Raw genomic sequence first — 12389 nt, 5'->3', positions numbered from 1 at the left:
CCCGTTGAGGGTTGCGGCCTTTTCAGCTTTTTGGGGTTTGTTGCGGGATTGAATTGAGCACTGGATTACCTTCCTTGTTACGGGTCAGGTAAACCGGCAGCACTTTGGGCAGGGAAGCCACCAGGTTGTTCAGTTCTTTGATGTTGTAGATGCCACCCAGACGAATCGTGCCAGTGCTGTGGTCAGCGACCATGATCGGTTTGTTGAGATAACGGTTGATCAACGGCAGTGCGTCGTTCAGCGCCAGATCATCGAGCACCAGTTTGCCGCTGCGCCACGCCAGAGAATTGTCGTTGGAGTAGGTCTGGTTGATCTGCGGCGTGAAGTCGCCGTGTTTATAGCGCGCCTGCATCGCCGGCCCGAGACGCAAGCCATCGCCCGGAAGATCATCGTTGCTGCTGACCAGCACCGACCCTTCAATCAGGTTCACGCGGACCTGATCTTCATACATCCAGACGTTGAATTTGGTCCCGGTGACCCGAATCCTGCCGTCCGCTGCCCTGACAATAAAGGGGCGAGCCATGTTATGGCTGACGCTGAAGAAGGCTTCGCCTTTTTCCAGCGTGACCCGGCGCTGGTCTTTGTAGTTGCTGAACGTCAGCTCACTGCCCAGGTTCAGTTCCACCTGGCTGCCATCGCTCAGGGTGACCTGACGGACCGTGTCACTCGCTTCGAAGTGCTGGTACGAATTCGGTAGCCAGCCCATGTTCCAGCCGCTGTACGCCGCCAACGGCAACGCCAGGGCGCAAACGGCGGCGGCGATGCCGACCGTGCGCCAGGGCGTGGCAGGTTTGAAGCGAGCAACCGATGGAACGGCCTCGGGACGCGGCAAATCACCCGCGACTACCCAGATCTCCAGCATGGCCTCGTACTCGAACGCATGCAGCGGATGAGCTTCACGCCATTGTTCGAAGGCGATCCGTTCTTCGGCGGTGCAGTCGACGGCGTGCAGACGCATGCACCAGTGCGCAGCGGCATCGGAGATGGCGTCATATTCGGCTTGCGAGAGAGAATTGTCGGTCATTGACTCATCCTGATTTCCCACATTCTAACCTTGTGAGGAAGCATGCGAGAACAGCCATCATGGCAATTAAACATCAAATGAGAACTATTTTTGACGTCAGGGCGTGCTGACGTGCAGTTCGCGGCCCAATTGGCTGACTAACCAGGCAACGCTGTCGGCATTACCCAACTGCACGGCCAGCCTGACCAACGGGTTTTTTTTGAAGGTGTGACGGGCACCGCTGAGGTTTTCTGCGCCGGTCAACGCCAGAATATGCGCCTTCACCCGATCGGTTTCTTCATAGGATGTACTCCCCGGATCCTCCCACGCACCGGTATCAGGATCCTGTGTCATGAACAGTCGGGTCAACGGCGTATCGATCGAGAGTGCTGTGGTCTGGGCGTCAGTCAAGGCGCTTTTGAGTTGAGTAGCAGTAGGGGTGGCTGTTCCAATCAGGTCGGTGAACGGTCTGCCGGGATCAAGATATGAAATGTCCTCGGTTTTACAGGCCATGTGCGACAGCTCATGAATCAAGGTCACCGCTCGGGCATGGGTGTGGATAGGGAAGGCTGCGTCGGTAAGGTGCTGGCGGTAGTGTTCAAACCTGGGATTGAAGAATCTTTCTGCGAGGTGAATTCTGCGATTTGCGTCTGAAGCCACAATGAATGCAAATGTGTTTTGTGCGTCTTCGGTCAGCCGGCCGACCGCAAAACGGCTGGATTTCGGCTTTCTGAGTGATGGCTCCAGAAGCGCGGTGAAAACGTCGCCGATGACCTTTTCAATCTTCTCGACATGCGCTGGCAGCACTTCTTGCACACCCATGAAATCCATGACGAGTTGATGCACGGGTGTGATGGTGGCGTCGGAAGCCTTCAGCAGCTGCAGATTTCGAAAGCTGTTCCAGGCATAGGTCGTTGCCAGATCCAGCGCTTCGTCAATCTGGCGGGCTTTTTGCGGAAACAGTCGACGGATTGCTGGCATTCCTGTGGCTTCGACGTTCATGCCTTGAAAAACCGAGCTTGCGGTCTCCAATCGTCCGAACAGGCTGAAGCGAGGCGCCGACTTGGGCTCATCAAGTAACCACTGTTTCGATCCGTTCTGGCGCAGAAGCGGGCCACGGGTGTTTGTGTCGCCGATACGCCAGCGTGTGCCGCGCTTCATGACCGGATACACCTTTCCTTCAACCGGCCCGTAGTGTTTTTTTGTCGTTGGATGGGTGTAGAGCCCAAGCGTTGCGTCGGATGTCAGCGAACCCAGATCGACATTGATGCTTTCATGGCGCTTCAATTTCGTGCGTTCGGGAGCGATGACGTCGATGTCCTGCCATTTGAGCCGGGTATCGGGCGTATTCGTCTCTGCCTCTGTCTCTGTCTTAGTCTCTGTCCCGGCCTCCGGTGTGGCAGGAGTCGAAGACAGCAGCGTTTCATCCCCCAGTGATTGGCGCAGCGTGGAGAGCTCCGCCATGCCGCTGATGAATTCTTTTAGGGCGGCGCCCCATTTATGGGTTTGCAGGTCTTCGGCAGACTGCTTGATTTGGCGGTAGCTGCGCCACACCGTCTGCGGGTAGTCGAGTTTGCCCATGAAAAACGACCAGGCCGCGTGCAGGTTTTCGCCCAGTACATGCTTGATGGTTGCCCATTCGCCCTCTCGTTTGTCATCGGACTGGCAACCGAGCAATCGGCCCAGCAGCGCGGCGTTGTCATGGAGCAGATGTTTGAACAGATTCCCCTTGATCGGAACGGATGCCAGCGTGGTCTCGGTGATGCGATTAACGGTGCTGACCGGCGTTGCCCTGGCAACGCGTTGACTGGCCGACGCCATCCGGGTTTCCAGTAGTATCCGGTCAGGGTTCGGCAGGTTCAGGAGCAGCCAGTCGAGCAGCGGTCCGCGAGTCTTCAGTTCGGTCAGCAGTTGGGCTTCATTTTCATATTCCTTCACCCCGTGCCGAGGGCTGTGAGGCGCAATCAGCACCTGGGGTGCGGCGTGATCAGCCGATGAGCCGATCAGGTAAACACCGGGCACTTTGATTGTCTGGTCACTCTTGATCCCCAAAAACTCAAGCGGACGGATGATCGCGTGGGCACCGTCTACAGCTGCGCGGGCGATGGCGTCCGGCATGTCCATGACTTGCCGGATCAGATCAAACCCGGTGTCGCTCAGGCGCTCCTGCAATTTTTCCGAGTGGGCGTAATGCATTAACTGCCAGGGCAATTGTGTGTAAAACCGCTTTCTGCGGTCCGCGTTGGCCGTGGTGTCTGCCAAGGCTTCGCTCAGTAATTTCTGCTGATGCTCGCCCGGTTTCAGGTTTCGGATCAGGTCTTTGACGTAGCGTTCGTCCAGTCCCTCGGGAATCACGGTGGTATCCAGCGACACCAGTTTGAAAGGGAGATGATCCAGCTCCTTGAGGTGAGTCAAGGCAAAGTCGGTCAGGGTTTGAGTGCGCGCTGCGGATGTCGGTCGGGCGCTTATCTGGACCTGGACCTTGTCCGGGTCGATGTTGAAATCGTCTGCCTTGAGTTGTTTTTCCAGTTCATGGTGTGCCGTGCGTTGCAGTGACCGTATGCCGGTCAGGTAATCCTGGTCGTCCTTAACGTTGTTGAGGTATTGCTGAAGCAGCTCGGCATGCAGGATCAGGTCTTTGACGGGCGCTTGGGCCAGCCATGTCGGCAGTTTTTGTTGCGTCGTCAGTGACCGCGCAATGTCGACCGCGCGGTCGAGCCCTGTCATCGGCTTACGCAGCGACACGAGATTCAGGAGACTGGTCAACGGCGTGGCGGAGAGCTTCGTCGCCAGCGCATCGGTCAGGCACGCCTGGTCCAGCTGCACATAGGGTTTTTGCAGATAATCCAGAAAATGCCCGTAGACCCGCTGCAAGGGCGCCAACGTGTAAGTCAGGCCAGGCAACCGCTCCCTGCGGCCAAGGTTCTCCAGCAGCGTTGAGCGATGGTTGATGTCTGCGAGTCGTCCTCCGAGTTCGGTCAGCAACGGTGTCAACGCCTTGAAGGCTTCAAACCCGAGCGCGGGCGTCCACAAAATCGCTTTACCCGAATGCACCGGGTCGAGACCGCCTCGTTCAGTCAGCACAAAACAACTGGCCAGTTTCAACGGATTCGTTGCGTCGCCGGCCTTCAGCGCCAGGGAAAATACCTCCGGAAAAAAACCGTTCAATGCCGCTCGTTGCAGGTGTATCGGGCTATCGAGCACGGTTTTGATGATGGCTTGTTCCGTAGTACCCAAGGTTCGCGTAACGGCACGCAGCTTCAGTTCGCTGCGCAATGCGGTTGACAGGGTGTGGGTGAAACTCGATTGCAGGCTCGCCACGGAGAGACTCAGGACACGCTCCGCGTCCGCGATCGAGCGAGTTGCCGTGGAGATGACCGGGTGTTTTTCAAGGAGCTGATCGAGCGCCTGCCCCACAGAGTCGAGCAGCGACAGCTCCTGTTTGGCTGACTCGGCGCGCACGGTGGCCGGTCGCGCGCCCCCGCTGCGGTCCACTCGTGTACTCCAGCGCCCCGAAATGTCGGGAGTCAGCAGTCGGTCATCGATCAAACCGCGGACATCCAGCGCGCTGTCGAGCAACGCGTGGGGGGCGATCGTACCTTCGCTTTCGCGAAAGCGGCTCAGGGCATGGGACAGGTTGTCCTGCTGCTTGCCAAGGATGTCGACCATCAAATGTCTGAACACCGGGCCGATGACCGGTTTGCCTTCAATCAGACGCTCAACCGGCTCCAGCGCAAGAAAGGTGGCGCGTTCGCCCAGCGACATGAAATTGAGCAGCGTGTCTTCATGCCCTTCGGTTTTCATCATGTCCAGCACGATTTTCTTGACCGCCGGCAGATTGCTCGTCGCTTCGATGCCTCTGGAGTGGGTGTACAGAAAACCCAAGGTGTTGGTGCCCCCGATCATCAAGGTCGAGGCCAGCTCCGCAAAGGGCTGGAGGGGCGCAGTCACACGCACTTTCTCGATGCGAAGCGGATCGTGCGCGTCAGGCGGGAGGCTGACCTTCATCAGTCGCAGGTATTCCTGTGTCGTTAAAATTCCGTTCTGGCGCTGGTGAAGCAGCTTCGTGTGGAAGGTGTCGCGCAAGCCTTCGGTGAAAAACTCCAGGCGTGAGAGGCCAAGGCTCATGGAGGTGTTCCAGAACAAGGAGAGCAGGCGTTGCAAGTGCGGCGTAAAGCTCTGTGCGATCTTCTTCACCGCGCTTTCCCACGCCTCGTTATCCGCGTCGCTGCTCACACTATGCTCGGGATTGGCGAAGACTCTTGAATCGCCGGTGGGCCACTGGTTGGTCAGGTAGAAATGCAGCAGCGCATCGCTCAGCGGTAACGAGGAAATCGTGTGCTGGTCTTCGTTGCCGTCGAAGGCTGAAACAGTCTTTACGAAGCTCTTCAGTCGGGTCAGGCGCTGGTCCAGTTTGGGAAAGGATTTGTGCAACGCGTTCTTGAGGGTGTCGTCCAGCATCGATTGCAGCGTTGGCGTCTTGAGCAGCTCCTCCTTCATCGTCTTGATGTTCTGTTCCTGATTGCCATCGAGGGTCAGTTGCTGGTTCTGGAAGACCGCGCCCTCGATGTCTTTGGTGGCAATGTCGGGTGCGGTGGCGGCCGGTAAAGTGGTGCGTTGTTCGATCGAGAGAAAGCGCAATAGCTCCCGCTTCTCGGTGGCCTGCACCAGCCATTCCTTGAGCTTGCTTTTGAGGTCGGTCATGCCCGCGAACTTGATCAAGCCTTTCCACGGAGTGTAGAGCGTGACCTCCCCATCGTTGGGCCGGCTCATGGCAAAGGCGCCGGCCAGTGGAATATCCGGTTTGCCCGTCACCTCCAGCAACAGCTGACAGACGTGCATCGGAGTTTTTTGCGCGATGCGGGCAGCGTGGGTGGCCAGGTAAACGTGCTTCAACCATTTCAGGTCGGCGAGTGTGAAGTTCAGTGCTTTTTCGCGGTCACCGGGCTGTTTGGCATTGGACGCACGCTCTGCCTCGTCGAAAAAGTAGGGCTCTACAGGTTCAGTCATGGTTTTTCCTCATGTGCTGCGATCAGCGGCCTGGCGCAGGCATTGGTTGAGGAAAAACACTAAGGTCAGCGGAGCGCTTCGGTGCGGTACATATTGCTTGAGACGAACAGCCGAGACTTGACAGGACGCCGGTAAAACAGCGCTTAATCGACGTCTGCTTTTGGTTGCCGTGCAACCTCGTTTCCCTGGTGCCCGTACTTAATAATAAAACTGGAGCTTCAGATGACCGCAACGCCCGAAGTGGCCGTCAGTTCGACCACCCCATCGCTCGATTTCGACGCGCTCGTTCTATTGCTTGAGCAAATTTTCCTGCGTCATGGCACGTCCGCCGATGTTGCCAAAACCCTGGCGCTCAACTGCGCCGGCGCTGAACGCGATGGCGCCCACAGCCATGGCGTGTTTCGTATTCCAGGTTATGTCTCGACGCTCAAGAGCGGCTGGGTCAATGGCCAGGCCGTGCCCGTGGTCGAGGACGTAGCCTCGGGGTTTGTCCGGGTCGATGCCGGCAATGGTTTTGCCCAGCCCGCGCTCGCGGCGGCCCGTGCACTGCTGGTGGAAAAAGCCCGCAGCGCCGGGATTGCGGTGCTGGCGATCCGAAACTCCCACCATTTCGCGGCCCTGTGGCCGGATGTCGAGCCTTTCGCCTACGAAGGGTTGGTGGCGTTGAGCGTGGTTAATAGCATGACTTGCGTGGTGCCCCACGGCGCCGACCGGCCGTTGTTCGGCACCAACCCGATCGCCTTTGCTGCGCCCCGGGCTGACGGTGAACCGATTGTGTTTGACCTGGCCACCAGCGCCATTGCCCATGGTGATGTGCAGATTGCCGCACAAAAAGGCGAACGCTTGCCGGCGGGCATGGGCGTGGACAGCCTAGGCCAGCCGACTCAGGACCCGAAAGCGATTCTTGAGGGGGGCGCGTTGCTGCCGTTTGGTGGGCACAAAGGCTCAGCGTTGTCGATGATGGTCGAACTGTTGGCAGCGGCCCTGACGGGGGGCAATTTCTCTTTCGAGTTCGATTGGTCGAACCACCCGGGGGCCAAGACGCCCTGGACCGGCCAACTGCTGATCGTGATCGACCCGAGCAAGGCAGCCGGGCAGAATTTTGCCGAACGCAGCCAGGAACTGGTCCGTCAGATGCACGGCGTAGGGCTCAAGCGCCTGCCGGGTGATCGACGTCACCACCAGCGAACCAAGTCGACCGCTCAAGGCATTCAACTGGATGCTCAGACATTGGCGAATTTGCGAGAACTGGCAGGGCTCTGAAACGCTTTTTGTAGGAGCCAGGCTTGCCGGCGAAGGCGTATTTGAAATCGCCTTCGCCGGCAAGCCTGGCTCCTACAGGTTCGATGTGTTTCCGTTTAACGGCGGCCCAGCAGCAACCCGACCACCAGGCCGAAACCGGCGGAAATGGCCACGGTTTGCCATGGATGACCACCAATGTAGGTCTCGGTCGCATCGACCACGGGTTTTGTGCGGTCACGAACACTGGTGACCGAGTCCCGTGCCTGCTGGAGTTTCTGGGCGATTTGCCCGCGAAGGGTCTCTGCTTCCTCACCGACCAGTGAGGCGCTGCTTTTGAGCAGTTTTTCCGACTCTTCGATCAGGGACTGAAGTTCGCTGAACGCCTGATCCTTGATCTGGTCATTGGCGACTTGTGTGGCGGTTTTCCGGGCCATTGGGTACTCCTTGCAGGTAAATGGGCAGTGAACAATGGAGTCTTGCGCGACTGAAAAAGTTGCAGCGGGTTTGCGTATTGACTGTGCGACGAGGAAAAATCCAGAGTCGGACATTTCCTCCTACAGTGTAAGATGTCGCCTATTTTACGCAGCAGGTAATTCCCATGAGCTTCAATCTGGCCGACAAACCCCTGGCTGAGCGCGCCGCGCTTGAAGATGAGAAATCCCGTCTGTTCGACCTCTGGCAAAGCAACCTTGGCAAATCCAAGGGCGAGGCCGCGCGGTTGTTTGGCGAGCGCGCCAAGCGCAAGGGCAAATGGGCGGAATGGGTCCGTTCCGAACTCGACGCGATGTCGCCGCCGGAATTCGCAAACATGGTGCGCAGTGAAGTGAATCGCTTGATGGCCGCCAAGTAAGGCCCGTCTCAGGTAAAACTCGCGACAATGGCCTCGCGCACTTTCAACACCACCGGATCGAGCTGCGTGCTGGTGCGCCAGCCCAGTTCGATCGGGTAGCGCGGCAAGGCCAAAGGGCAGGGCAGCAGCGCCAGTCCGCAGAGCGCCGCAATACTTTCAGCGGCGTGGGCCGGAATGGTCGCCACCGCCTGACTGCCCTTGAGCAAGTGCGGCAACGCCGCAAAGTGTGTCGTCGAAGCGCACACCCGCCGATTCAGCCCCAACGCCGCCAATCCTTCATCGGTGATCCCGATAAAGCCGCCCGACGACACCAGAATGTGCTCGCGGGCCACAAACTCTTCAAGACTGATTGCCTGCTGTCCCGGCGCCAGGCTGAGCGGATCCACCAGGCACAAATAACCGCCTTCACCCAGCACCTGGCGGCTGAGCAACCGCTCGGTAAACCCGCCCGCAGTGATCGCCAGATCAATGCTGCGCTCCATCAATGCCTGGCCGACGATCTGGCTGTGGGTTTGCCGAAAGATCAGGCGCAACTTCGGCGCACTGCGCGCAATTGCCTCGATCAATCGCCGCCCGTAGGCAATTTCGAAATCATCCGACAAGCCCACGGTGACCGAACGGCCGTCGTAATGATTGGCCGCCGGATCGACCATCGCCAGGCTCTGACGGCATTTGTTCAGCGCATCACTGACCACCGGTTTCAACTGGTTGGCCCTGAGCGTCGGCGCCAGGCCACGGCCGGTGCGCACAAACAACTGATCGCCATACATCTCGCGCAGTCGTCGCAGCGCCGCGCTGACGGCCGATTGCGTCACGCCCAGGCGCAGTGCCGCGCGGCTGGCGCTGGACTCTTCGTGCAGCGCTTCGAAGACTTTGAGCAGGTTGAGGTCGACGGTGGCGATATTCATACGGCTCATATCATTCAGCAGTGAATCGGGCTTTATTCATGATCCCGTGGCGCATGAGAATGGGCAACACCTCATTGCTTTCGGAGTGACCGCCATGCCCAAGTCCATTGTTGCAGCGTTGCAAATCGGCGCCTTGCCCGGCGGCAAGGCCGAGACCCTTGAACAGATTCTTGCCTGGGAAAACGCGATTATCGAATCCGGCGCCGCGCTGGTGGTCATGCCCGAGGCGTTGCTGGGTGGCTACCCCAAAGGCGAAGGATTCGGTACCCAACTGGGCTACCGCCTGCCGGAAGGTCGTGAGGCGTTTGCCCGCTATTTTGCCAACGCCATCGACGTGCCCGGCGCCGAAACTGAAGCCCTGGCCGGATTGTCAGCGCGTACCGGGGCCAACCTGGTCATCGGCGTCATCGAGCGCGCCGGCAGCACGTTGCATTGCACGGCGCTGTATTTCGATCCGCAGGCCGGATTGGTCGCCAAGCACCGCAAGCTGATGCCCACCGGCACCGAACGCTTGATCTGGGGCAAGGGCGATGGCTCGACGCTGCCGGTGATCGACAGCCAGGTCGGGCGGATCGGCGCGGTGGTGTGCTGGGAAAACATGATGCCGCTGCTGCGCACCGCGATGTACGCCAAAGGCATCGAGGTCTGGTGCGCGCCGACGGTGGATGAGCGGGAAATGTGGCAGGTCAGCATGCGCCACATCGCCCATGAAGGGCGTTGTTTTGTGGTCAGCGCGTGTCAGGTTCAGGACTCACCGCACGAATTGGGCGTGGAGATTGCCAACTGGCCGGCGGATCGACCGCTGATTGCCGGCGGCAGTGTGATTGTTGGCCCCATGGGCGACCTTCTGGCGGGGCCGTTGCGTGACGGGCCGGGGTTGCTCACCGCTGAGATCGACACCGACGATTTGATCCGCGCGCGGTACGACTTCGATGTGGTCGGTCACTACGCGCGTCCGGATGTGTTTGAGCTGACCGTCGACGAACGAGCCAAACCCGGCGTCCGCTTCAACACATGACAAATGTGGGAGCGGGCTTGCTCGCGAAGGGGCCCAGTCAGTCAACTTCGATGTTGAATGTCAGACCGCTTTCGCGAGCAAGCCCGCTCCCACATTTGGTACATCGTCGTTGCTGACCCCTCGGCTTTACCAGGTTCCGGCTGTCGCACCCGACAAGCTCAGTTTGCCAGTATCAACAAACCTCATCGTGCCAAACAAACCGCCGGCCAGTTTGCCGTGCAGCACGTAAGGCAGGTTGTTCAGGGTTTGCGTATGGCTCAGCCCCAAGGTCTGGCGTATCACCGAAAACGCCGAAACACTCACCGGAACCGTCAGCACGGTTTCGGAGAAGCGTGCAATCGAGCCCGACTGATCGCTGACGCCGGAAGCCAGCGGCTGGCCATTGACCTCCAGGTCCAGCGCCACGCCGTTGTAGTCGATCGGCGATTCGTTGGGGTTTTGCACGCGGATCTTCACGGCAAAGCGCACTTCCATGTCCTGGCTTTGCAGTGGCTCGATGCCGACCACATTGATGTTCAACGGGTCGCGATGGGGGAAGAGGGCGCAGGCGCTCAGGGAGAGCAACAGCAGGGAAAGGAGGAACGCGTTGACGCTGCGCATGGACAGGCTCTCATGTAGAAAAGGGCTGAACCGCAGCGGCTCAGCCCTCGAGCCTTTCTAGCGGTTCAACTGTGCGACCGTCGCAGGCCGTGCGGGTTCACCCTTGGCCGGGACATCCGGATTTTCCATGACCTGGAGGATCGAGGCTTCCGGATCGAAATCGTCCTCTTCCAGCTCGATGAACTCTTCGGGCAGGAAGATGTTCAGCACGATAGCGCACAACGCCCCGACGGTGATCGGTGATTCAAAAATGTTGTGCAGCGCCTTCGGCAGCTCGCGCAACACTTCCGGCACCGCGGCGACACCCAGGCCCATGCCGATGGAAATCGCCACGATCAGCATGTTGCGTCGATGCAAACCGGCTTCGGCGAGGATCTTGATCCCGGCCACCGCTACGGTGCCGAACATCACCAGTTCAGCGCCACCGAGCACCGGTTTTGGCATCAACTGCAGCACCGCGCCGATCATCGGGAACAGCCCCAGCAGCACCAGCAGGCCGGCAATGAAGAACGCCACGTAACGGCTGGCCACGCCGGTGAGCTGGATTACGCCGTTGTTCTGGGCGAAGGTCACCATCGGCATGCTGTTGAACACCGCCGCCATGGCCGAGTTGAGGCCATCAGCCAGCAGACCGGACTTGATCCGGCGGATGTAGATCGGGCCCTTGACCGGCTGCCGGGAAATCATCGAGTTGGCGGTCAGGTCACCGGCGGCTTCCAGCGGCGACACCAGGAAAATCACCGCCACCGGCACAAACGCCACCCAATCGAAGTTGAAGCCGTACTTGAATGGCACCGGCACGCTCATCAGCGGCACGTCGGGCAGGCTGGCGAAATTGACATCGCCCATCAGCCAGGCGACGACATAACCAAGGGTCAGGCCAATGACAATCGCCCCCAGGCGCAGGAAGGGCACATCGACCCGGTTCAACACCACGATCGTGCCGAGCACCAGTGCCGCTAACGCCAGATGACTGGCCGCGCCAAGGTCCGCTGCACCGAAGCCGCCTGCGATGTCGGTCATGGCGACCTTGATCAGCGACAGGCCCATGAGGGTAATGATGGTGCCGGTCACCACGGGCGTGATCAGCATGCGCAGCTTGCCAATGAACTGGCTCAACACCACTTCGATGAACGCGGCGAAAAAGCACACGCCGAAGATCGTCGAGAGGATTTCATCGGTGCCACCGCCCCGGGCCTTGACCATGAACCCGGCACTGAGAATCACGCTGATAAACGAGAAACTGGTGCCTTGCAGGCACAACAGGCCGGAACCGATCGGACCGAACCGCCGCGCCTGAACAAACGTGCCCAGGCCCGAGACAAATAGCGCCATGCTGATGAGGTACGGCACTTCGCTTTGCAACCCGAGGGCGCCGCCCATGATCAGGGTCGGCGTGATGATGCCGACGAAACTCGCCAGCACATGTTGCAGGGCGGCGAAGACCGTGGCGGTGAGATGCGGGCGATCGTTGAGGCCGTAAATCAGGTCGTTGTTGCGCGGGGCAGGGGCTTTTTCAGAGATGGTCATGGTTGTTTGCGGGCCGAAAGGCAGGCCGGGTCAGAAAATGGAGGCGCAGGATGCCAGCAGCGGGCATCGAGGGCAAACGATACAGCGGCGACACACCCGGGACCTTGTGGCGAGGGGGCTTGCCCCCGTTGGGCTGCGAAGCGGCCCCCGGCATACCTTCAGGCATACCTTGTGTGCAGATCTTGCGACTGCTGCGCAGCCGAACGGGAGCAAGCTCCCTCGCCACAA

At 59.4% G+C, this 12389-nt stretch carries 9 protein-coding genes; 3 read left to right on the top strand and 6 right to left on the bottom strand.

The genetic code is table 11. The features are described from left to right. Positions 1-22: 22 nt before the first annotated feature. Together ACA070_RS16265 and ACA070_RS16260 are read right to left on the bottom strand one after the other, a co-directional pair. Complete coding sequence (locus ACA070_RS16265; RefSeq protein ID WP_497447468.1) at positions 23-1024, bottom strand: FecR family protein; 1002 nt, start codon at positions 1022-1024, stop codon at positions 23-25. A 96-nt stretch (positions 1025-1120) separates the two neighbouring features. Further along, positions 1121-6013 carry a dermonecrotic toxin domain-containing protein gene (locus ACA070_RS16260; RefSeq protein ID WP_497447467.1) on the bottom strand — a complete coding sequence of 1631 codons (4893 nt, stop codon included), beginning with the start codon at positions 6011-6013 and terminating at the stop codon, positions 1121-1123. Positions 6014-6235: 222 nt separating this feature from the next. On the opposite strand from ACA070_RS16260, the gene ACA070_RS16255 reads away from it, so the two are divergent. Beyond that, positions 6236-7276 (top strand): Ldh family oxidoreductase, encoded by a 1041-nt coding sequence (locus ACA070_RS16255; protein WP_497447466.1) that lies wholly within the window; start codon positions 6236-6238, stop codon positions 7274-7276. A 95-nt stretch (positions 7277-7371) separates the two neighbouring features. Here the strand turns inward: ACA070_RS16255 and ACA070_RS16250 are convergent, their stop codons facing one another. Beyond that, positions 7372-7689 (bottom strand): ElaB/YgaM/YqjD family protein, encoded by a 318-nt coding sequence (locus ACA070_RS16250; protein ID WP_109630828.1) that lies wholly within the window; start codon positions 7687-7689, stop codon positions 7372-7374. A gap of 164 nt (positions 7690-7853) precedes the next feature. Between ACA070_RS16250 and ACA070_RS16245 the strand changes: the two genes are divergently transcribed. After that, on the top strand, positions 7854-8105 hold the full coding sequence (locus ACA070_RS16245) for a hypothetical protein (RefSeq protein ID WP_462027033.1): 252 nt from the start codon (positions 7854-7856) through the stop codon (positions 8103-8105). 8 nt (positions 8106-8113) lie between these two features. On the opposite strand, the gene ACA070_RS16240 is transcribed toward ACA070_RS16245, so the two are convergent. Beyond that, the gene (locus ACA070_RS16240) at positions 8114-9022 is read right to left on the bottom strand and encodes a LysR family transcriptional regulator (protein ID WP_497447465.1); all 909 of its coding nucleotides are present in this window, start codon (positions 9020-9022) and stop codon (positions 8114-8116) included. Positions 9023-9107: 85 nt separating this feature from the next. Here ACA070_RS16240 and ACA070_RS16235 point away from each other — a divergent pair, with 85 nt between their 5' ends. Beyond that, the gene (locus ACA070_RS16235; protein ID WP_497447464.1) at positions 9108-10031 is read left to right on the top strand and encodes a carbon-nitrogen hydrolase family protein; all 924 of its coding nucleotides are present in this window, start codon (positions 9108-9110) and stop codon (positions 10029-10031) included. Positions 10032-10157: 126 nt separating this feature from the next. Here ACA070_RS16235 and ACA070_RS16230 read toward each other — a convergent pair whose 3' ends face one another. Both ACA070_RS16230 and ACA070_RS16225 read right to left on the bottom strand, forming a co-directional pair. Continuing rightward, the gene (locus ACA070_RS16230; protein ID WP_497447463.1) at positions 10158-10631 is read right to left on the bottom strand and encodes an LEA/WHy family protein; all 474 of its coding nucleotides are present in this window, start codon (positions 10629-10631) and stop codon (positions 10158-10160) included. Between the two features lie 57 nt (positions 10632-10688). After that, positions 10689-12161, bottom strand: a complete 1473-nt coding sequence (locus ACA070_RS16225; RefSeq protein WP_497447462.1) for a nucleobase:cation symporter-2 family protein — start codon at positions 12159-12161, stop codon at positions 10689-10691. Between the last annotated feature and the right edge of the window lie 228 nt (positions 12162-12389).

The organism is Pseudomonas sp. LBUM1678, from assembly GCF_059695575.1.
Note: the sequence above shows the minus strand (reverse complement) of the source record. Positions and strands in the feature narration are given on the sequence as shown.